Consider the following 22,137-nt stretch of genomic DNA (forward strand, 5'->3'; position numbering starts at 1 on the left):
CTGATGTTAACTGTTAGCTAGTTTAGATAATGGCTGTGGGTACTGTTTTTAAAGGAAATGTCATGGTGGAATTACTTCGCAAGCGTCATAAATTATTGTTGACTTCTATATTTCTGGGGTTGATAGCTTTGCCAAGCGTTGGTCTTGTAACTATGACAAATGCGGTAAGGGCAGAGAAAATTGGTACTAATGCACCGCTACAAAAAACCCCTGACGTTGATTCATCTGACTTAACTCCTACTTATCCGGCTACTGCACCACCACCGAGAAGAGACCTTTTACCTGATGAAAGGGGAATTCAAGAGCGATCGCTCGAAACAGATTATCGTGTTAGTAACTTACTAGGAGATTTTACCGGTAATCTCTGGGTGGGTTCATGGCGGGGCTTATCGCGCATTGACCCGAACACAGGCAGAATTTTAGCGCGTGTGAGTTTACCGAATTTAGCCATTGGTGCATTAGCAGAAGATAAAGTGGGTCGCTTATGGGTAGGGACTTATGAGGGACTAAAGCGAATAGACCCCCGCACAGGTGAAATTACAGCCCAAAATTTATTTTTGCCTTCCAAACGGGTTTTATCTTTATTGGTTGACAATCGGGGCTATTTGTGGACTGGAACCGATAATGGTTTAGCTCTAATTAGTCCTGACCAAGGCTTAATTATGACAACATTAAAAAATTTGCCTGGTGTCAGCGCCAACGCCATGACTTTAGATGCTGAAGGTCAACTGTGGGTTGGGACTCTAGATGGACTGGTGCGGGTAAATACGGCCAGCGCTTTAATTATGAAGCAGATTAACCAGTTACCGGGAACAACCGTGCAAACCTTAGCCATTAGTCCATCCGGTTTAATTTGGGCGGGAATGTCGAATCATTTGCTCGTTATTAATCCCAAAACTGGTGCAGTTTTGCGGTCTGTAACTCGCCTGCGGGGGCGAAATGTCACAGCAGTGCGCTTTGCCCAAGATGGTAGTGTGTGGGTGGGGACTCACAATGGTTTGTTACGATTAAATCCACATACAGGGGCTGTATTAGATGAAGTTGCGGGACTTCCTTCTAGTCGAGTTCTTACTCTTGCGCCGGACATCGGCAATAAATTATGGGTCGGTACTCGTGAAGGTCTGGCTTGGTTAACGCCCACGACGGGTAATGCAAAACCTCATCTGGCTTTTAGTCGGGCTGTGGAGTAGGGAGTGGGGAGTGGGGAGTGGGGAATGGGGAATGGGGAGATGGGGATTTGATAAAATACAGAACCTCACCCCCAACCCCTCTCCTTACTAAGGAGAGGGGAGTAAGGAGAGGGGAGACTTTGACGCAAGTTTTTAGGCGGGGTGAGGTGAAAAACCAGAATTTGGATGTTATTTAATTCATATTCAGCATAGTGAATAAGTGCTATTTTGTTTCAAACTCCCCCTTGCTCGCCGCTCTCCTGCTTCTTTTCCCGACTCCCTACTTAAAAATATGGTAATTACTACTGGACAATTAATTCAATGGAAACAACAGGGGCGCGCAATTGTTGCTTTGACTGCCTGGGATTATGCGATCGCCCAAATTCTGGACTCGGCTGGGGTAGACTTAATCCTGGTGGGTGATTCAATGGCTGCTGTCTTAGGATATAAAACCACGCTCCCAATTACCCTCGATGAAATGCTGCATCATGCTAAAGCTGTGCGCCGTGGTGTGAAACAAGCTTTAGTTGTGGTTGATTTACCATTTTTAACTTACCAAGAAAGCATTTCTCAAGCGATGCACTCGGCTGGGTTGGTACTGAAGGAAACAGGCGCTCAAGCTGTTAAGTTAGAAGGTGGTTATCCAGCGATGGTGGAAACTATTGCTCGTTTGGTACAAGCCGGAATACCAGTGATGGGTCATGTAGGCTTGACACCCCAATCAGTTCATCAACTGGGACTGCGACAACAGGGGAAAACTCAAGAGGCTGGGGAAAGAATTTTTAACGAAGCGATCGCTCTCGAACAAGCCGGTGTATTCTCTATAGTGTTAGAGCATATTCCCGCAGATTTGGCAATGCAGATTACACAAAAGTTAAATATTCCCACCATTGGTATCGGTGCGGGAGTTCATTGTGATGGACAAGTGTTAGTTACCTCAGATGTCCTTGGTCTATCAGAGAAGCAGCCACCCTTTGCCAAAGTTTACATAAATTTGCGAGAGACAATTACCAAAGCTGTACAAGATTATGCTTCAGACGTGCGCGATGGGCAATTTCCTTAACTGAATATACTGAAATACTAGGAGTAGTCTTATGGTTTTACAAATTCACCCTACTCAAAAAATTCAAAAAGAATTAAATATTACTTGGGAAGCACTTCCCACCGATTTTATTTTACCTGATGACCCAGTGGAAAATATACAGCAACCTGCTTTAGCATCAGCGCTGACAGATGCTTTAGGCTCTACACAACGCATCCACCCTCAGATGCTGATAGGCTCTAATTTTGGGCTAGTAGCCACAGTAAACCAAAAAAATGTTGTCAAAGCACCTGACTGGTTTTATGTCCCGCAAGCGCAGCCTGTAGCCCCAAGTTTAATTCGTCGTAGTGACATACCGAATTTAGAAGGCGCGACTGTGGCTGTAGTCATGGAATTTCTGTCAGACACCGAAAATGGCGAATTATCTATTCGTTCTACACCACCTTACGGTAAACTGTATTTTTACGAACATATTCTTAAAATTCCCACTTACGTCACCTATGATCCTTATGAAGTCATTCTAGAAGTAAGGTATTTACAAAATGGACAGTATAGTTTAGCGTCAGCAGATGCCAATGGACGTTATTGGATTCCTGAGTTAGAATTATTTCTCGGAATTTGGCAAGGTGAAAGATTATGCCAAACTATGAATTGGCTACGGTGGTGGGATAAAGAAGGCAATTTGCTGTTGTGGAGTAGCGAACAAGCTCAACAAGAACGCCAACGTGCAGAACAAGAACGCCAACGTGCAGAAAAGTTAGCAGCAAAGTTACGTGAACTAGGTGTTGACCCTGAAGAGATAGCTTAAAAATATAACTTATTTATATGCATATATTTGATATTTTAACCGGAAAAGACGACCATCCAGCCTTATTAACACCAGACCAACTGACTCTGACATATCAGCAACTACGGACAATTGTAGCTGATTTAGTGGCACAGTTGCACAGTTTCGGCTTAGGTAAAGGCGATCGCATTGCCATTGCGATGACTAACAGTTCTTCAATGGCGTGTATATTTCTTGCGGCGAGTCTATGTGGAACTGCTGCCCCCCTCAATCCCAAATACAAACAAGAAGAATTTGCTTTTTACTACGAAGACCTCCAAGCCAAAGCATTAATTACCTTACCAGGGACACCAGAGGCGGCTATAACTGCCATTCATCCCGATATGCTACTCATCCAGGCCATAACAAACGCTGACGGTACATTGAGTTTGGAATTGAGTAGAGAAATTATACAACCACAAAGAGAAACTTCTACTCCTGACCTTCCCCAGTCCGATGATGTAGCAATTATTCTGCATACCAGTGGAACTACTAGCCGTCCTAAGCGGGTTCCCATTCGTCACCGAAATCTCATCGCCTCAGCCCAAAATATCGTCAGTGTCTATAACCTCACTGCTAACGACATTAATTTATGTCTGATGCCACTATTTCACATTCACGGATTAGTGGGGTGTCTTTTAGCAACTTTGGCATCAGGAGGGACATTTATTTGTCCCACAGGGTTTAATGCTTTAGAATTTTGGCAACTGGTTGAGCGTTACAAACCAACTTGGTATTCTGCTGCACCCACCATACATCAAATGATCTTAGCGCGAGCCAGTCGCAACGAAGATATTGTTAAATCCCATAGCTTCCGGTTTATTCGTTCTAGCAGCGCACCTTTACCGCCAGTAATTATCGAACAAATGGAAGCAGTTCTGAACGTGCCGGTGGTAGAATCATATAGCATGACAGAAGCTGCACATCAGATGACATCCAACCCCTTACCGCCCAAAAACCGCAAACCGGGAAGCGTCGGTTATGGACATGGTGTAGAAGTGGGAATTATGGATGAAGATGGTAAATTACTTGCCCAAGGTAGCCTTGGTGAAGTAGTAGTAAAAGGAGCCAACGTCATCGATGGTTACGAAAATAACCCCCAAGCCAACGCCACAGCCTTTGTTAACGGCTGGTTTCGGACAGGTGATCAAGGTAAACTCGACCCAGACGGCTACCTTTACCTAACTGGTAGAATCAAAGAATTAATTAACAGAGGTGGGGAAAAAATTTCGCCTTTGGAAATAGATGATATATTGCTGCGTCATCCTGCGGTAGCGGAAGCCTTAGCTTTTGCAGTTCCTCACAAAACCTTGGGTGAAGAAATTCATGCTGCGGTTGTCCTGAAGAGTGATACCAGCGAACAGGAATTAAAATCTCATTGTTCCCAACACTTAGCAGAATTCAAAATACCGAAACAAATACACATTCTCGAAGCCTTACCCCGTGGCGCAACCGGTAAACTGCAAAGGTTGAACATGGCTAAATTCCTGAAATTAGTCTAGTCCCTTACAGAAACAAGATCCCCGACTTCTTGAAGAAGTCGGGGATCTGAACCTTTCAAAAATCCCTTAAAATTATGCACAGACGCGAGTAACCGTGTCACAGGAATAGGGGAAGATTTTATGAAAATCTGTATTGTTGGTGCGGGTGCGATTGGTGGGTACTTAGGAGCTAAACTAGCTCTAGCAGGGGAAGAAGTCACCTTTATTGCGCGTGGACAGCATTTAGAAGCAATTCAAAACCGGGGACTTGAGGTAATTATGGGGGATGGGTCAAATTATGTCGTACATCCATCTTTAGCCACCAGTGATATAAATGACGCAGGAACTCAAGATGTAGTTATCCTGGCGGTAAAAGCTCAGAGTTTAGCAGCGATCGCCCCGGCTCTATCATCCCTCTACAATCCTGATACAATGGTAGTTACTGCCCAAAATGGTATCCCTTGGTGGTACTTCTACAAGCATGGCGGTGAATATGAAGGGCAAAAAATCCACGCCGTTGATCCAGAAGGGATCATTGCTGCTAATATTGATATAGAGCGGATAATTGGTTGTGTAATTTATTCAGCCGTAGAATTACATTCACCTGGAGTAATTCATCACATTGAAGGCGATCGCTTTAGCCTGGGAGAAATCGACAACAGCAAAACCGAACGCATCCAAAAACTAGCCGGGATCTGCAAAAAAGCCGGATTAAAAGCCCCAGTGCGCTCGGATATTCGCTCAGAACTTTGGCTAAAATTATGGGGAAACTTGGCTTTTAACCCCATTAGTGCCTTAACTCGTGCCACCTTAGAGCAGATTTGTCAATACCCCTTGACGCGCGAACTGGCAAGACAGATGATGATAGAAGCGCAAACCATAGGAGAAAAACTCGGTATTAAATTCGGTATCAGTTTAGAGCAGCGCATCAATGGGACCGAAAAAGTCGGCGCTCATAAGACTTCTATGCTCCAAGATATCGAAGCCGGTCGGACTACAGAGGTAGAAGCAATTTTAGGAGCAGTGATTGAACTGGGCAAACTTACCCACATTTCTACACCCTACATGGATACAGTCTATGCTAATGTCAAACTACTAGAAAAAACTTTAGCGTTTTATTAATAAAAATATTCGGTTTTTTACCCTAGTCATGGTTTATATTACCGTAGGGTGGCACAAAATAACCACTCGTCTTCAGATACCAGGAGGCATCACCAGACTATATCTGCAATTGATACTTTAAACCTTTACCATCAAAGGTGAGTGAGGACGAGGTTCAAATTAAAATGCCTAATTTTTGCTGAATTGCCACAGATAAAGACTAAACTAAAAAGTCTTGTGCAGCAAAACCTGTAAATTTAAAAGTAATGAAGTAATCATGTCTAAGGTTCTCGTCTCCGATCCCATTGACCAAGCTGGAATTGATATTCTGACCCAAGTGGCGACTGTAGATGTCAAAACAGGTCTCACACCAGCAGAACTGATCGAAATTATTGGTGAATATGACGCGCTGATGATTCGCTCTGGTACGCGCGTTACACAAGAAATTATTGAAGCTGGGACTCAGTTAAAAATCATCGGTCGCGCCGGTGTGGGTGTGGATAATGTCGATGTTCCCGCAGCTACTCGCCGAGGAATTGTGGTTGTCAATTCTCCTGAAGGTAACACAATTGCTGCCGCAGAACACGCCCTAGCGATGATGTTATCCTTATCTCGCCACATTCCTGATGCTAATGCTTCAGTTAAAAGTGGTGAGTGGGATCGCAAAACCTTTGTGGGTGCGGAAGTTTATAAAAAAACTCTCGGTGTCGTTGGCTTGGGTAAAATCGGTTCCCATGTTGCGACTGTCGCCAGAGCAATGGGAATGAAGCTGTTAGCTTACGATCCGTTTATTTCCACCGAACGCGCCGAACAACTGGGCTGTCAGTTGGTGGAAATGGATTTGCTAATGCAGCAAGCTGATTATATCACATTACACATCCCCAAAACACCAGAAACGACTCATTTAATTAACGCCACAACTCTGGCAAAAATGAAACCCACAGCCAGAATTATCAACTGCGCTCGTGGTGGTATCATTGATGAAGCTGCTTTAGCAGTGGCAATTAAAGAAGGTCAAATCAAAGGTGCGGCTTTGGATGTGTTCGAGTCAGAACCACTGGGTGAATCTGATTTGCGATCGCTCGGTAAAGAAGTCATCCTTACCCCCCATTTAGGAGCCTCCACAACCGAAGCACAAGTAAATGTCGCCATTGATGTCGCCGAACAAATTCGTGATGTTCTCTTAGGACTAGCCGCACGTTCCGCAGTCAATATCCCCGGATTGGGTCCCGATGTGCTAGAAGAACTCAAGCCTTATATGCAACTAGCGGAAACCCTGGGTAACTTGGTAGGACAGCTAGCCGGTGGACGGGTGGAATCACTGACTGTGCGACTACAAGGAGAACTAGCTAGTAACAAAAGTCAGCCTTTAGTTGTCGCCTCCCTCAAAGGTCTACTTTACCAAGCCCTACGGGAACGGGTAAACTATGTCAACGCTACGATAGAAGCTAAAGAGCGAGGAATTAGGGTAATTGAAACCCGTGATGCTTCAGCTCGCGACTACGCCGGCTCGTTACACCTGGAAGCTACGGGTACTTTAGGGACTCATTCTGTCACAGGGGCTTTATTAGGGGACAAAGAAATTCATCTCACCGATGTTGATGGTTTCCCCATTAATGTCCCCCCCAGCAAATATATGTTGTTTACCTTACACCGTGATATGCCAGGAATTATCGGTAAACTCGGTTCCTTACTCGGCAGTTTTAATGTCAACATTGCCAGTATGCAGGTAGGGCGTAAAATTGTCCGTGGTGATGCTGTGATGGCTCTGAGTATCGATGATCCCTTACCCGATGGCATTTTGGCGGAAATTGTCAAAGTAGCTGGAATTAGGGACGCATACACAGTAACTTTATAAAGTGTAATATCCTGAGTAAATAGTGGGGAATGAGGAAAAATTTCAGAAGTACTCATAACTCACTTAGACTCAGGATGTTGTACTTTCTTGTACAGACGCGATAAATCGCGTCTCAGCACTAAAAAATGGCAAACACTTGGTGGGAACTACAGATTTCATGTGAACCAGCGCTAGAAGAGTCAGTCTCTTGGCGACTGGAGAATTTTAGCAGTCGTGGTACAGCGAGTGAAAGTAAAGGTAATTCCTGTCTAGTCAAAGCTTACCTACCGAGAATTCAAGCACAGTTACTCGATTTGGCGGCGCTGTCGCTGTGGTTGCGTCAAGATGCTCTTTGTGTAGGATTGTCTGCTCCTACCCTGAATTGGGAGTTAATTGATGAGGAAGATTGGGCTACTAGCTGGAAACAATACTGGAAACCGGAAGAAATAGGCGATCGCTTTTTGATTAATCCGGCGTGGCTAGCCTTACCAGAAACAACAGAAAGGTTAGTGATTCGTCTTGACCCTGGCGTAGCATTTGGTACTGGAAACCATGCCACCACTCAATTATGTTTGGAATCTCTAGAAATGCGGTTAACTCAATTACCTGTGGATTTTGTGGATAGGAGTGGTCAAAACCAACCTCTGGTAATTGCGGATATCGGCTGTGGTTCTGGTATACTTTCCATTGGCGCATTGCTATTAGGTGCGGCAAAAGTCTATGCAGTGGATACTGACCCTTTAGCGGTACAATCAACTTTTAGTAATCGCGCCCTCAACGACATTAGTCCAGATCGCTTGGTAGCCGCAGAAGGTAGTGTAGACATGATGGCTAAACTGGTAGATCAACCAGTTGATGGCATCGTCTGTAATATTTTAGCTGATGTGATTATTCAGTTGGTTCCAGAAATGAGTGCGATCGCTAAACCAAATACTTGGGCAATTTTTAGTGGTATCTTACTGGAACAATCGAAAGCTGTAGCTGATGCGTTAGAACAAAACGGTTGGATTGTTGCTACCCTGTGGAAAAAGAAAGAATGGTGTTGCTTGAATGTGCGGCGTTCTTAGTGTTAGTGATGAGAAATGTGATGAATTCAATGGAGCCTGAAATAGTACATACTCAAACAGAAACACCAGAGGTAAATTTGGATTGTTCATTGGCAGGGTATAATTACACCTTACCGACCGAACTTATTGCCCAAAACCCTGTATTTCCTAGAGATAGTTCCCGTTTATTAGTCGTCAATTCTCCCACCACAGGGACACAAACCGCACCTCTACACCAGATTTTTCGAGATTTACCAGAGCTATTACGTACTGGTGATCTATTGATCATCAATGATACAAAAGTTATTCCGGCGCGGCTCTATGGTCGTAAATCCACTGGTGCGGAAGTCGAGGTTTTGCTTTTAGAAGAAAGACAATATAACTGTTGGTTAGCTTTAGTTAAACCAGGAAAACGCTTCAAACCAGGAACAAAGATTATTTTTCCACCCAGGGGAAAAGATTCTCAGCCTCTTCCCACAGAACTCAGCGCGACAGTTATAGACACAGACCCAGCCACGGGAGGGCGGTTATTGCGTTTTGATGTGCCTGAAGGAAAACCACTGGTAGAAGTGTTAGATCAATTCGGTGAGATACCCCTACCGCCTTATATTACGGCATCCACTGCGGCTGATGAACAATATCAAACAGTTTATGCTCAACAACCAGGAGCGATCGCAGCGCCTACGGCTGGATTACATTTTACCCCAGAATTGCTCAAAAAGTTAGGCGATCGCGGCATTAATCAAGCTTCTATCACCCTACACGTTGGGATAGGCACATTTCGCCCTGTAGAAATAGAAGACGTAACTAGCCACCAGATGCATGAAGAATGGATTTCAGTTCCCCCCGCCACAGTCGAACAAATCCGCGCCACCAAAGCTGCGGGTGGTCGAATTATTGCCGTGGGAACAACAGCAGTGCGCGCCTTAGAAGGGGCAGCCAAATCAGGAGATTTACAAACATTTTGCGGCAAAACAGACTTATTTATCTATCCTGGTTATGAATGGCGGGTAGTAGATGGACTAATTACCAATTTTCACCTACCACGTTCTAGTTTGCTGATGCTGGTCAGTGCTTTGATTGGTAGGGAACGTTTATTAAGTATATATCAAGAAGCGATCGCCTTGAAATATCGCTTTTATTCCTTCGGTGATGCCATGCTCATTCTGCGGTGAGGAATTTGTAATTATTAATTGTTAATTATTAATTTTGGCTCTCGTCATGGGTACTCTGACTTATAGGGAATTTAAAAAGTACAGAGTTGCTATTTATGTATAAACAGCATCAAATTCGTCAGTGGTTTTGCTGGTTTTACCCGGTAATCAATTGGCAGCAGCCGCATCTGGGACTTCTCTGTGCTGCCTCTGTGTGTTTGGTGTGGGCTGCACCGACAATGATGCAATTACCAGGAAGCCAGCTGCTGGCACAAAAATCAGTTTCTCAGAATCTAGAAGCCGCTAGCCTGTACCAGCAAGGAGTCACACGCTATAACCGTAATGACTTACAGGGTGCAGAGTCTGCCTTTCGTCTAGCCTTACAGCGAGATCCTGCTCTCGGTATGGCACGGAATTATCTAGGTAATATTATGCTGATGCAAAATCGCCTGGATTTAGCAGTCGCAGAATATAAACAGGCGCTAACAATTAATCCCAAGCTGGGTGAAGCGCAGTATAATCTAGGGTTAGCATTGCACCGACAAGGACAAAAAGAAGCCGCCATTGCTGCTTATAGACAAGCTTTAGTCATTGATCCTACGAAGTCAGCAGGGCAGTATAATTTGGGATTAGGACTGTATGAATTAGGACAAATACAGGCAGCGATCGCCGCTTATGAAGAAGCGATTAATTTAGATAGCAGCAATGCCAAAGCTTATTTTAACTTAGCGATCGCCCGACAAGAACAAGGACAAATAGAATTGGCGATCGCCGCCTATGAGCAAGCCCTAGAGCTAGACCCTAATAATGCCGCAGCCTATAACAACATGGGAAGTCTCAAAGCAATTCAAGGTCAAACCTCAGAAGCTATTGCTGTATATCGGCAAGCTATTCGCCAAAATCCGCAGAATACCTCAGCTTACTATAACTTAGGAGTTATTTTATACAATCAGGGTGAACTGAAGAAAGCCAACGGAATATTGAAACGCGCCTACACAGGATACCAGGAGCAAGGCAACCTTGAGGAAGCCCAGAAGATTTCGCAATTAATGCAGCAAATTGCCCAAATGATTGAACAACAGCGTCAAACCACTCCCATAGCTACTCCCGTTGAGAATCCCACTTCTGTCGATAATTTAGTCATACCTGAAGCAATTCCTGTCGAAGTGCCAATTTTATTTGAAAACTAGCCTACTGGCGTGACCAAAGAGGCGGAGGGGCAGGGGGCTTTCTAGCAGGGGGAGCAATCCCTGTCCCGAAGCCGTGAAGCGGAGCGGAACATGGGTATCAAGCCCCGTCCTTCCAGGGCGTTCTCGATTGGTGGGAGTACAAGCTCCTTCCAATCCTCCCCCCTGCTCCCTGCTCCCCGCTCCCCTGCCTCTTTTGACCCAATATTTGGTTTGCTTCCTACAGGTGGCGCGGCGCTTAACCCAACCTACTTCTAGACTTTGAAAACACGCCCTAGCCCCAGTTATTACAGTGTCAGAGAATTTTTGTCAACGACTATTAAGAAAAATTATATATTCAACCTATGTAGTCGTTCTCCCAAAGCCAAAATACGTAACATCGGCCATTGAACTACTCTTCACAATGAGCCGTCCTATGGCTTAGGATGCAGAAAATTATTTAGTTAAATTTAAAACCTTAGATGAAAAAATCATCATCGCCACTCAATGCCATTTGGCTGTTCCTGATTGTTTCCGCCACAGTAGTAGCAGCTTATAACGGCAACATGGCCGCTTTAACAGAAGCCTCCTTTACAGCCGCAGAAAGTGCAGTCACCCTAGCCATTGGACTAATTGGGGCAATGGCGCTGTGGTTGGGAATTATGAAAGTTGCCGAAGCCGCAGGGATGATGCGATTCATCGCCCGTTTAATTCGTCCACTCATGAGCCGACTTTTCCCCGAAGTTCCCGTAAATCACCCGGCTATGTCCGCGATGGTGATGAATATGGCAGCCAACGCCCTGGGACTGGGAAATGCTGCTACGCCAATGGGTTTAAAAGCAATGGCAGAACTGAATAAACTCAACCCCAATCCGGGAACCGCAACACCTGCGATGTGTTTGTTTTTAGCCATTAACACCTCATCTGTGACACTGTTACCCCTTGGTGTAATTACTGTCCGCGCCAGTGCTGGGGCTAGCAATCCCGCCGCAATTGTTTTACCCTCAATTATTGCCACTATGGTTTCTACAGCCGTGGCCATTATTGCGAGTAAACTTTTAGCCCGCCGTGCATCCCCTACCCTGACTCCTTTAAAATCTGAATTAGAAACTACCGAAGCAGACAGCAAAACCGCAGCCGATGAAACTCCCGAATCCGAATTAATTCCTCCCGGAATGATTGGTAATATCGTTTTCGGCGGGTTAATTGTGGCATTTTTGGCGGCTGTATTTTACCGTTTGTCAATCCGTGGATTTCCGTATATATTCAGTATGGTTTTTCTCAGTAACCTTTCCAACTGGCTACTGCCTATTTTAATTTGTCTCTTCCTGTTATTCGGCTATTTCCGAGGCGTGAAAGTTTACGAAGTTCTCACAGAAGGGGCAAAAGAAGGCTTTGAAATTGCCATTCGGATTATTCCATTTTTAGTCGCCATTTTTGTCGCGATTGGGATGTTTCGTGCCAGTGGCGCTCTTGATATCCTGACATCCATAGTTTCTCCCATTACCTCACTCATTACCCTCCCACCAGAAGCCTTACCAATGGCATTAATTCGCCCCCTTTCAGGTAGTGGCTCCTATGGGTTAATGTCAGAAATTGTCAAAAATGACCCCGACAGCTTTTTGTCTTTTCTGGTTTCCACCATGCAAGGTTCAACAGAAACTACCTTTTATGTGATGGCAGTTTATTTTGGCAGTATTGGCATTATTCGCACAAGTTACACACTCCCGGCGGCGCTGTGTGCTGATGCAGCCGGAATGCTGGCATCTTTGGCAATTTGCCGGATAATGTTTTAAGTAAAGTTACCCTGAAACTGCATGAATATCCTGAAGACACTGGCGACGATAATCAAAGTGATATCCACAATTTTTATGTCCAGTGCTATCGGCTGGGAATTGTGGAATATTTATGCAGTCATCAATAACATTAGTATTCCCAGTAGCCTGAATTTTATTTTTTGGCTGGAACGTTTTGCGATTACCGCGCACTTAATTGAAGCGGTAATTGCGGCTTTTTATGCACCGAAAAAACAAAAAATGCCGATCAAATATGCTATTTATACATTTTTTGTAGGTACGGTTGCTTTAATAGAACTATTTGCGAAAGAGGATAACAGTATCAAAAACCCCGTATAAAATAATGAGTTATCAGCCATTATCTGCTGAATTTTGTAACTTATTTCCGAAAGATGGTTCAAGCTATTTACTTGCGTCACAATAGTAATATGCAATCATAAGTATGTGCTGATATGTCTCGTTTAATTCAAATTTTTCAGAACTTGTTCTTTCGTCTTGAAGGCTTTTTCGGTATTGTTTTCAAAAGTTTCTTGGGTTTTATCAAAAATATAATTAGTCCTTTTACCAAGATTTTGGGATTTACGAAGTCTGATTATTTCTTAGAAACTGATGCGGCGCAAGGTATAAAGCAAGCGGCAAATCAACAAATAATTGCCAAGACTCAGGATAAGACTCCAGAAACTCCCGTTACTAGAAGCCGTCGTCAGAATGCCAAAATGGATGACTACTTTCTCAATATGGCTCGTGATGTCAACAAGAACTAATGGTTAGCTAGGTACACAACTAAGGGTAAAATTAACCATCTATCTCAAATTGGCCTACCTGTTAACCCGATGTATTGCGACTACCTGGTACAAATTCTGACTGCCCGTGTGTACGATGTTGCCCAGGAAACACCACTGGAGTATGCGCCCAACCTCTCGAAACGACTGAATAATCAACTCTTGCTGAAGCGGGAGGATATGCAGTCAGTTTTTTCTTTTAAGCTACGGGGTGCTTACAACAAAATGGTGAATCTTTCACCGGAATTGCTGGCGCAGGGTGTAATTGCTGCATCTGCGGGAAATCATGCCCAAGGTGTCGCTTTAGCTGCTAGTCGGCTAGGAACACGAGCGATTATTGTCATGCCTGTGACTACTCCCCAGGTAAAAATAGATGCAGTCAAAGCTAGGGGGGGAGAGGTGCTATTACATGGGAATACCTACGATGATGCCTATGTTTACGCCCGTGAAGTGGAGGCAGAAAAGGGACTAACTTTTATTCATCCTTTTGATGATCCTGATGTGATAGCGGGACAGGGGACAATTGGGATGGAAATTTTGCGACAATATCAGCAACCCATTCATGCAATTTTTGTGGCTATTGGTGGTGGGGGTTTGATTTCTGGAATTGCGGCTTATGTAAAACGGTTGCGTCCGGAAATTAAGATTATCGGTGTGGAACCGGTGGATGCTGATGCCATGTCTCAATCTCTGAAAGCTGGACATCGGGTGAGGTTGTCTCAGGTGGGCTTATTTGCTGACGGGGTGGCGGTGCGGGAAGTGGGAGAAGAAACTTTTCGTTTGTGCCAGAACTATGTGGATGAAATTATTCTGGTGGATACAGATGATACCTGCGCGGCGATTAAAGATGTGTTTGAGGATACACGATCAATTTTAGAACCTGCCGGGGCATTAGCGATCGCAGCTGCCAAAGCCTATGCCGAACGAGAACAAATCCAAGGAAAAACCTTAATTGCCGTTGCCTGTGGTGCTAACATGAACTTTGACCGTCTGCGGTTTGTAGCAGAACGGGCAGAGTTTGGGGAACGTCGCGAAGCTATCTTGGCAGTAGCAATTCCTGAAGAACAGGGTAGTCTGCGTAAATTTTGTGAATGTATTGGCAAACGCAATCTCACCGAGTTTAATTATCGCATTGCCGATGAAACAGAAGCTCATATTTTCGTAGGTGTGCAAATTCAAAACCGTGCTGATGCCGTCAAAATGGTCGAAACCTTTGAAAGTTGTGGTTTCAAAACCATTGACTTAACAGATGATGAACTGACAAAATTACACCTCCGGCACATGGTTGGTGGACATTCTCCCCTAGCACATAACGAATTGCTTTATCGTTTTGAATTTCCCGAACGTCCGGGCGCATTAATGAAATTCGTCGGTTCCATGAGTCCCAACTGGAATATCAGTATGTTTCACTACCGCAACAACGGAGCAGACTATGGGCGAATTGTGGTAGGAATGCAAGTACCTCCCCAGGAGATGCAGGAATGGCAAGCATTTCTGGATACCCTCGGCTATCGCTATTGGGATGAAAGCCAGAACCCTGCATACAAACTGTTTTTAGGTTAAATTCCGTAAGACCGAGGATAGGGCTTGAGCAGTGTCTTAGCTTGATAGACATAAACAACATTAATCTCTACCCCACCTCGGCTAATTGGTATGGTTGCGATCGCCGTTAAGCTGCTAAAATGATCACGATAACTAGCCATTAAGTCTTCTCTGTTCTTAAAAGCGGCAGTAGTAATGTACAGTGCGTCTTCTCCCAGCCATTGGTCGGGTTTTGACCAAAAAGCAAAGCCACGCAAATCCTGACCAATATCAAAGCAAGTAATTGGTGTGTCAGTTATCGGTTGAAGGGACATGGCAATGGGTCCAGCGAGGTAATAGCGATTGGTAAATACAAAGCTGGAGTTCTGGAGCGCCGCCCGCAAAAGGGGAGATTCCACAAAGCCCGCCCGTAATTGCTGAATATCAATTAGTTCTGTGGAGGGGTCGTTTTGAGGAGCTAAAAAGCCGCCCAGAATGGCGTTTTGGCTGGGTTTTTGCATTATGCCTGCGCTGACTTGGAGTAGGGCAATTAGTAAGATGCTACCAACCATTAAACCGGAACCTAAGAGCCACCGCCGCACCCAACGCCGGGATTTTTGCTGCCAAATAGTTGCTTGTTGTCCTAACAGCAAAGTTGCTCCCCAAAATCCTGGTATCGGCCAAGCTGGCAAAATTTGCCGATATCCCCCCATGAGAGTAAACCCTAAAGTTAAGGGTAGAGATACCCATAAAATAAATAGTTCAATATCTGCTAAATCTCTGTTCTCGCTGCGTGATTTCGGGTAAAAAAGTTGACTGGTTTTAGCTAGGGCTGGTCGCAAATTCACCCACCAAAGCGGAAATCCTATGGACGGGAACAGATAAGCTGTCTGAATTAAACAGACACCTACGACACTCAGTAGATTATAGCCACTGTTGGGTACTGCACGTTCTGACTGAAAAAGCAAGGATACCCAATCATGTTGTAGATTCCACAATAAAATAGGGGAGATGGTGATCACAAACAAGCCTAACCCTAGCCATGTCCAAGGGGAAACCATAGCGCAGCGATGACGGGGACTTGTTAAGCAAAAACCCAGTAGCCCGAAGCCTAAAACAAAACCATGATATTTGCTTAAACAAGCAAATCCTACCAAAACCCCCAGGATGGCTAAACGGTAACTGGGTAAGTATAGGTGAGATGAGCCGGATTCGTCTTTTAACAGATGAGGCTGACGAAAAAATTCATCGGCTGCACAATATAAACTGGCTGTCCAAAACAACATCAATGGAGCATCGGGGAGACTCAGAAGACCAAAGCAAATTGCAAAAATGGGACTGATAGTTGCGATCGCTAAAGTCAAGTAAGCAGCTTTGGCAGAGAATAATTTCCGGCTAGTCAAATACAATAACACTAAACTCCCTGTGTAACAAATCAGCGCTCCCAGGCGAATTGTGAATTGGGAAACAACTCCAGTTACCCAGGGGCCAAAACCAGTAGTCAGCGCTACCATAACTGGATGATCAAAATAGCTCCAGTCTAAATGCAGGCTATAGATATAGTAATAAGCTTCATCAGCAGTAGGGTAAAGCCAGAAAGCTATCAAGCCTCGAAACAATAGTCCCCCAACTAGCAAACAAAGCACCGACTGATTAGTTTTTTCAACTAACCATTTTTGAACTATTTGCATTTACTGGTATCCCTGAAACATTTGAATTTCATCATATATTTACGTAAAAAAGGGAAATAGTAGGAACGGGTTTTGTCATATTGTGGGGTGGGCATCCTGCCCGCCTTTTGTGGCGTAGCCATGCCCCTACCCATGCTCAAAGTCTCTTGGTGTCTCAGTTTTATGATCATTTTATTGCCGAGCGGAAGGCGGGAGCAGGGAAAAGGCTTTTAAATCCTGCTATCCTTTGGCTTGAGGGTTCGGGGGCAGAATTCCAAAGGGTTTCGTAATAAAAGAAGGTGACACCTAAACCGCGTGCTTGGGTAGCCCTGACCTGAGCCTTAATTTGTTGTATAGAAACAGGTCGATTTCGTAAACCTGTCATCACACCGATACCTGTGGGAATCATTTGTTGGGCTTCTTGAATTTCTCGGCGGGAAATATTACTCACGAAGCTTTGTAAATCGGGACGATATATCTGCACAATTAGCTCGTCTACAATATTTTGCCGCATCCAAGCTAGCCAGTCTTGGAGTTGAAATTTATAAGCAAAGTCGTAGTAGTTGGGAGCAACCGAGAAAATGGCGTTGGGTTTTCTGGCTTTTACAGCTTGGTTGAGTTGCACCATAAAGGCTGTGATTTTATCTGCTCGCCAGCGTACCCATGCTTCATCTTCAGGATTGCTGGGGGGACGATTTTTGGTTTCTTGGGTGTACAAGCGAATTGTATAGGGATCATAACCAAATTCGTGGGGCAAACTCATATGATCATCAAACTGAATGCCATCGACATTATATTGAGTTACAGTCTCTAGTACGAGATTGCTGATAAATTGCTGTACTTCGGGATGGAAGGGGTTGAGCCAGACAACTTCACCAGCTGCACTAATGGAGGTTTGGCTACCATCCTGCTTTTGTGTTAGCCATTCTGGATGTTCCAATGCTAGTTCTGATGTTGGGGGAGCCATGAAACCAAATTCAAACCAAGGAATGGTCAGCAGTCCTCGGCGATGGGCTTGGTTAATTAAGTCTGCGAGAATATCATGTCCATCTGAACCTTTAAAGACAAAGGGTTGGATACCTGCGCGTTGTGCTACGGCGCTGGGGTACATGACATAGCCAGAATTCCACACTACAGGATAGATGGTGTTGAAGTTTAGCGCCCGTAATTGAGTCATGGCTGATTGCACTTTGGTGCGATCTTTGAGGGTGTCAAAATCATTGTTGGTGATCCAAACCCCCCGAATTTCTTGACGTGGTAACTGTGGGATGTCTATGGTAACGGTAGCGATCGCCGGATTTAGACTATTGAGTAGTAGTGCTGTAATAAATGATATGAAAACCAGAATTGGGAAAAGACTTTTGTGCGATCGCATAGCGCTAGGCGATCGCACAATCAAACGTAATTTCATAGCCTGGAATAATGCCTTCGCTCCCCACGCCCGCCATATCCTTGTGTGACTAAATTTACCCACCATATCATCTACGAACATCTATGCTTACTAAAGGATTTGTTAATTGGTAGTTAGTTGTTTATTCCATGCACAATCAAGGTTTGCCTTGGAGAAACCGCAGCAAACTTAGCACAGTCATACAGGTGACGTAGCTATTAACTCAAAAGTGTCCCCTAATTTTTGTTGATGAAGGGCGATAACTATGTTTATTAGTAGCTGTAGCCTTTTCTATCTACAAGTAATTGTAACTTGACTGTTAGTGAATTTACTAAATATTAGTTTAGCTTTTAGTTCAATTAAACACTAGTTATAATAAATTATTGCATAATATCGGGTCAGAATCACATTAAACAAATCAAGATAATATTCTTGCATAATTTGGGATTAAAGTGCTGTTTTTTGTGGTTATCCGAAAATCCCAAACCATATTATGTAGTATATAGCTATGTAATTTTACCTGCTGACAAGCTTAACCCATGACAGTCATCACAATTCGAGAAGAACGGCGAATAGATACCGGATTTGCAGCAACTCTCCAATTTGATGGGGGAGAATACCCAGTTACGATTACTGACCCCTTTACCCCACAGGAAGAAAAACTACTAGAGTGGTATTTTGAAGAATGGGTAACGTTTCCTTTTAGTGATACTGTCATTGCAGAGAGGGCAGCAGCCAGCGTTAAAATATACGGTGAAAGCCTATTTAAGCAGGTTTTTCAGTCAGATTTCAATGCTTACGGCTTATATCGACAACTGCGGGGTAATCTGAGTCAAGTACAGATTGAAATCGTGGCGAAAACCCCAGAATTTCACGCTTTACACTGGGAAGCTCTACAAGACCCAGATTTAAGCCGACCACTGGCGGTAGACTGTGTAATGTTGCGGAAGGATGTCAGACCTGCACCAGTTTCAGCGAATGTGCAGTTATCGCCTGTGATTAATCTGCTGGTGGTGGTGGCGCGTCCAGATGAGGAAAGGGATGTGGGCTATCGGACTATTTCCCGCCCGTTGCTGGAATTGATTGACAATAGCAATTTGCGGGTAAATGTTGAGTTGCTGCGTCCGGGAACTTACGAAAGTTTGTCTAAGCATTTGCAAGAAAAAGGTGCGGGATTTTATCACATCGTTCATTTGGATATGCACGGGGCGCTGCTAAATTATCAACAGGTTCAGTCTCCCAGCAAACCTGAACGCTATTTCTATAAAGGGCGCTATGGACGTGGTGATTTGCAGCCCTTTGATGGGGTGAAAGCTTTTGTCTGCTTTGAGGGCGAGTCTCAGGGAAAGGTGGATTTGGTAGAAGCTTCAGAATTAGCTGCATTGTTGACCGGAAAGGGGATTCCTGTGTGTATTCTCAATGCTTGTCAGTCGGGGAAACAGGTGAGGAAATCCGCCAGCGAGGAGGGGTTAAGTGAAGATGCTCGTGAAACCAGTCTGGGAAGCCGGTTAATGACCGCAGGGATGCAGATGGTGGTGGCTATGGGGTATTCTGTCACTGTGTCGGCGGCAAAGTTGATGATGTCACAGCTTTATCAACATTTGTTTGATCATAAACCCATGACTGAAGCTATCAGGCTGGGGAGGCTGGAACTGTTCAATGATAAAGAACGGAAAGCCTATTTCAATAAATATATTAATTTAGAAGATTGGTTATTACCTGTGGTTTATTCTCATCAGGTAGTGAATTTTAATTTACGGCAGTTTACACCAGAAGAAGAAGAGAAATATTACGAATCTGTTGGTATTCAGTATCGTTTCTCCTTGCCGGAATATGGATTTATTGGTCGGGATTTGGAGATTCTCAAAATTGAGAAAGCTTTGCTCAGGCATAATGTTTTGCTGTTGCAAGGTATGGGGGGAACAGGTAAAACAACTTTGTTAAATTATTTAAGGGAATGGTGGCAGAGGACACATTTTGTTGAGGATGTATTTTATTTTGGCTATGACCAAAAAGCCTGGACGCTGACACAAATTATGTTTGATATTGGTCAGCAGGTGTATAGTAAATTTGAGCAGGCGCAGTTTCAAGCCATGAGTCAGCCTGCACAGGTACAGAAATTAGTGGCAAAGTTGCGGGGTGCAGCTTACGCTGTGATTTTGGATAATTTGGAATCGGTGACTGGGCAACAACTGGCGATTCAGAATACTTTACCAGAGGCAGAACGTCAGCAAATCCGGGATTTTATTGGGAAGTTGGTAGGTGGTAAAACGCGGGTGGTTTTGGGTTCACGTAGTCGGGAAGAATGGCTACAAACTCAGACTTTTAAACAAAATATTTATGAGTTACAAGGATTAGATAAAGAAGCCCGGACGGAATTAGCAGAGAAAATCTTAGAACGGAATGTAGCTGCACACCTTGTTGATGGGATTCGTCAAGATGCAGATTTTGAAAAATTGATGAAATTGTTGGCAGGGTATCCCCTGGCGATGGAAGTTGTGTTGACGAATTTGCAAAGGCAATCACCCCAGGAGATTTTGCAGGGGTTGCAAAGTGCTGATGTCAATTTGGATGTGGTGAGTGAGGATAAGACCAAGAGTATTTTGAAATGTGTGGAATATTCTCACAGTAATTTGTCACCAGATGCACAGAAGTTGTTGCTGTGTTTGGCTCCTTTTAGTGGGTTTATTTTCCGTAGAGCTATTCCAGTTTACATCGAGGAACTAGAAAAACTAGAACCATTAAATGATTATTATTTTGATAAATTTGATGATGCCATTCAAGAAGCAATTAACTGGGGTTTACTCTCATTGATTGAGAATAATCAGAACTTCCTAAAAATTCAACCTATTTTTCCTTATTTTTTAAAGACTAAGTTAGCATCTGTTGATGAAACAATACAGGCAGCTTTAGAAGAGGGATTTAAAAAATACTATATAGGTTTGGCAGAAAGTTATAATAATTTGATGGATTCTAAAGATGCTCAAGAGCGTCAAAGTGGTATATCTTTCTGTAACTGGGAATATGAAAACCTTTATCATGCCCTGCAAATTTGTTTGCAGAAACAAGAAAGTATTAGGATCTATTTTTGTTTATATAAATACTTTGATTTGATTAGTGATCACCAAAGTAACCTCAAGTTGGCAGAAATGGTTTGTCAAAATTTAGAAAAATATCCCCCGGCATTTATTCAGGGTGAATTAGGTTATCAGATAGCACTGGCAGTTGGTAGCCTGGGTAATTGTCAACTAAGGGCAAAGCAGTACGAGCAAGCTAAATGTTCTTACGAAAAGACTTTAGAAATTTTTCCTATCTTAATGGGTGAAGAAGAAAAACAAAAACAACATTGGCAAGCCGGCACCTACCACGAATTGGGAAGAGTTGCCCAAGAATTGCGAGAATATGAAGAAGCACGACGCAATTATCAACTGGCTTTGAATATCAAAATCGAATATGGCGGTAGCGAAGCTCTTCCTTCGGAAGCTCGCTATACCCAAGCCAAAACCTACCACCAGTTGGGAACAGTTGCCCAAGATTTGCGAGAATATGAAGAGGCAAAGCGCAATTATCAACAGGCTTTAAATATCTTTATCGAATATGGCGATCGCTATGAACAAGCCAAAACCTACCACAACTTGGGAGTTGTTGCCCAAGAATTGCGAGAATATGAAGAGGCAAAGCGCAATTATCAACAGGCTTTAAATATCTTTATCGAATATGGCGATCGCTATACCCAAGCCAAAACCTACCACCAGTTGGGAATGGTTGCCCAAGATTTGCGAGAATATGAAGAGGCAAAGCGCAATTATCAACAGGCTTTAAATATCTTTATCGAATATGGCGATCGCTATTACCAAGCCAGCACCTACCACAACTTGGGAGTTGTTGCCCAAGAATTGCGCGAATATGAAGAAGCACAGCGCAATTATCAACGGGCTTTGAATATCAAAATCGAATATGGCGATCGCTATTACCAAGCCAGCACCTACCACCAGTTGGGACTACTTGCAGCAGCAGAGGAAAACTACCCAGAAGCGAGGGCTAACTTACAGAGAGCGTTAGAGATATTTGTTGAGTATCAGGATGAATATCATGCAGCGATGACACGGGAATATTTAGAGAAATTACCAGATTGATTCAGTTATCAGTTATCAGT

Annotated in this window: 16 protein-coding genes; 14 read left to right on the forward strand and 2 right to left on the reverse strand. The window is 43.9% G+C overall.

Going from position 1 to position 22,137, the window contains the following annotated elements:
* Positions 1-29: 29 nt before the first annotated feature.
* The 13 genes from NSP_RS11590 (at position 30) to ilvA (ending at position 14,963) form a co-directional block, all read left to right on the forward strand.
* Positions 30-1,190, forward strand: a complete 1,161-nt coding sequence (locus NSP_RS11590; RefSeq protein ID WP_006194088.1) for a ligand-binding sensor domain-containing protein — start codon at positions 30-32, stop codon at positions 1,188-1,190.
* A 271-nt stretch (positions 1,191-1,461) separates the two neighbouring features.
* Entirely contained in the window at positions 1,462-2,232 is a 771-nt protein-coding gene (gene panB / locus NSP_RS11595) for a 3-methyl-2-oxobutanoate hydroxymethyltransferase (protein ID WP_042201503.1), read from the forward strand.
* A gap of 31 nt (positions 2,233-2,263) precedes the next feature.
* Entirely contained in the window at positions 2,264-3,019 is a 756-nt protein-coding gene (locus tag NSP_RS11600) for a Uma2 family endonuclease (protein WP_006194090.1), read from the forward strand.
* Between the two features lie 17 nt (positions 3,020-3,036).
* Positions 3,037-4,539, forward strand: coding sequence for an acyl--CoA ligase (locus NSP_RS11605; protein WP_006194091.1), 1,503 nt, complete (start codon positions 3,037-3,039; stop codon positions 4,537-4,539).
* Between the two features lie 120 nt (positions 4,540-4,659).
* Positions 4,660-5,640, forward strand: a complete 981-nt coding sequence (locus NSP_RS11610) for a 2-dehydropantoate 2-reductase (RefSeq protein WP_006194092.1) — start codon at positions 4,660-4,662, stop codon at positions 5,638-5,640.
* A gap of 256 nt (positions 5,641-5,896) precedes the next feature.
* A complete protein-coding gene (serA, locus tag NSP_RS11615) occupies positions 5,897-7,477 on the forward strand; it encodes a phosphoglycerate dehydrogenase (RefSeq protein ID WP_006194093.1) in 1,581 nt (526 codons plus the stop codon).
* Between the two features lie 125 nt (positions 7,478-7,602).
* The gene (prmA, locus tag NSP_RS11620; protein WP_006194094.1) at positions 7,603-8,523 is read left to right on the forward strand and encodes a 50S ribosomal protein L11 methyltransferase; all 921 of its coding nucleotides are present in this window, start codon (positions 7,603-7,605) and stop codon (positions 8,521-8,523) included.
* Between the two features lie 29 nt (positions 8,524-8,552).
* A complete protein-coding gene (queA, locus tag NSP_RS11625; protein WP_017804087.1) occupies positions 8,553-9,677 on the forward strand; it encodes a tRNA preQ1(34) S-adenosylmethionine ribosyltransferase-isomerase QueA in 1,125 nt (374 codons plus the stop codon).
* Positions 9,678-9,772: 95 nt separating this feature from the next.
* On the forward strand, positions 9,773-10,846 hold the full coding sequence (locus tag NSP_RS11630; protein ID WP_006194096.1) for a tetratricopeptide repeat protein: 1,074 nt from the start codon (positions 9,773-9,775) through the stop codon (positions 10,844-10,846).
* 458 nt (positions 10,847-11,304) lie between these two features.
* Positions 11,305-12,618: a nucleoside recognition domain-containing protein gene (locus NSP_RS11635; protein WP_006194097.1), complete on the forward strand. Its 1,314-nt coding sequence runs from the start codon at positions 11,305-11,307 to the stop codon at positions 12,616-12,618.
* A 75-nt stretch (positions 12,619-12,693) separates the two neighbouring features.
* Complete coding sequence (locus NSP_RS11640) at positions 12,694-12,957, forward strand: hypothetical protein (protein WP_017804088.1); 264 nt, start codon at positions 12,694-12,696, stop codon at positions 12,955-12,957.
* Positions 12,958-13,070: 113 nt separating this feature from the next.
* Positions 13,071-13,382: a hypothetical protein gene (locus tag NSP_RS11645; protein WP_006194099.1), complete on the forward strand. Its 312-nt coding sequence runs from the start codon at positions 13,071-13,073 to the stop codon at positions 13,380-13,382.
* A 69-nt stretch (positions 13,383-13,451) separates the two neighbouring features.
* A complete protein-coding gene (gene ilvA, locus NSP_RS11650; RefSeq protein ID WP_006194100.1) occupies positions 13,452-14,963 on the forward strand; it encodes a threonine ammonia-lyase, biosynthetic in 1,512 nt (503 codons plus the stop codon).
* Here ilvA and NSP_RS11655 read toward each other — a convergent pair.
* On the reverse strand, positions 14,960-16,612 hold the full coding sequence (locus tag NSP_RS11655) for an ArnT family glycosyltransferase (RefSeq protein ID WP_006194101.1): 1,653 nt from the start codon (positions 16,610-16,612) through the stop codon (positions 14,960-14,962). The two genes, ilvA and NSP_RS11655, sit on opposite strands and share 4 nt — an antisense overlap.
* 166 nt (positions 16,613-16,778) lie before the next feature.
* Complete coding sequence (locus tag NSP_RS11665; protein WP_006194103.1) at positions 16,779-18,002, reverse strand: glycoside hydrolase family 10-like protein; 1,224 nt, start codon at positions 18,000-18,002, stop codon at positions 16,779-16,781.
* Positions 18,003-18,520: 518 nt separating this feature from the next.
* On the opposite strand from NSP_RS11665, the gene NSP_RS11670 reads away from it, so the two are divergent.
* Positions 18,521-22,117, forward strand: coding sequence for a tetratricopeptide repeat protein (locus NSP_RS11670; RefSeq protein WP_006194104.1), 3,597 nt, complete (start codon positions 18,521-18,523; stop codon positions 22,115-22,117).
* The last annotated feature ends 20 nt before the right edge of the window (positions 22,118-22,137 follow it).

This window comes from Nodularia spumigena CCY9414 (genome assembly GCF_000340565.2).
In the GTDB taxonomy this organism is placed as follows: domain Bacteria; phylum Cyanobacteriota; class Cyanobacteriia; order Cyanobacteriales; family Nostocaceae; genus Nodularia; species Nodularia spumigena.

Bases quoted from the DNA above. Each gene is read 5' to 3' on its own strand.
- serA (WP_006194093.1), top strand. From the start codon at position 5,897: ATGTCTAAGGTTCTCGTCTCCGATCCCATTGACCAAGCTGGAATTGAT.
- panB (WP_042201503.1), top strand. From the start codon at position 1,462: ATGGTAATTACTACTGGACAATTAATTCAATGGAAACAACAGGGGCGC.
- ilvA (WP_006194100.1), top strand. From the start codon at position 13,452: ATGTATTGCGACTACCTGGTACAAATTCTGACTGCCCGTGTGTACGAT.
- NSP_RS11635 (WP_006194097.1), top strand. From the start codon at position 11,305: ATGAAAAAATCATCATCGCCACTCAATGCCATTTGGCTGTTCCTGATT.
- NSP_RS11590 (WP_006194088.1), top strand. From the start codon at position 30: ATGGCTGTGGGTACTGTTTTTAAAGGAAATGTCATGGTGGAATTACTT.
- queA (WP_017804087.1), top strand. From the start codon at position 8,553: ATGGAGCCTGAAATAGTACATACTCAAACAGAAACACCAGAGGTAAAT.
- NSP_RS11640 (WP_017804088.1), top strand. From the start codon at position 12,694: ATGTCCAGTGCTATCGGCTGGGAATTGTGGAATATTTATGCAGTCATC.
- NSP_RS11665 (WP_006194103.1), bottom strand. From the start codon at position 18,002: ATGAAATTACGTTTGATTGTGCGATCGCCTAGCGCTATGCGATCGCAC.
- NSP_RS11600 (WP_006194090.1), top strand. From the start codon at position 2,264: ATGGTTTTACAAATTCACCCTACTCAAAAAATTCAAAAAGAATTAAAT.
- prmA (WP_006194094.1), top strand. From the start codon at position 7,603: ATGGCAAACACTTGGTGGGAACTACAGATTTCATGTGAACCAGCGCTA.
- NSP_RS11655 (WP_006194101.1), bottom strand. From the start codon at position 16,612: ATGCAAATAGTTCAAAAATGGTTAGTTGAAAAAACTAATCAGTCGGTG.
- NSP_RS11645 (WP_006194099.1), top strand. From the start codon at position 13,071: ATGTCTCGTTTAATTCAAATTTTTCAGAACTTGTTCTTTCGTCTTGAA.
- NSP_RS11610 (WP_006194092.1), top strand. From the start codon at position 4,660: ATGAAAATCTGTATTGTTGGTGCGGGTGCGATTGGTGGGTACTTAGGA.
- NSP_RS11605 (WP_006194091.1), top strand. From the start codon at position 3,037: ATGCATATATTTGATATTTTAACCGGAAAAGACGACCATCCAGCCTTA.
- NSP_RS11630 (WP_006194096.1), top strand. From the start codon at position 9,773: ATGTATAAACAGCATCAAATTCGTCAGTGGTTTTGCTGGTTTTACCCG.
- NSP_RS11670 (WP_006194104.1), top strand. From the start codon at position 18,521: ATGACAGTCATCACAATTCGAGAAGAACGGCGAATAGATACCGGATTT.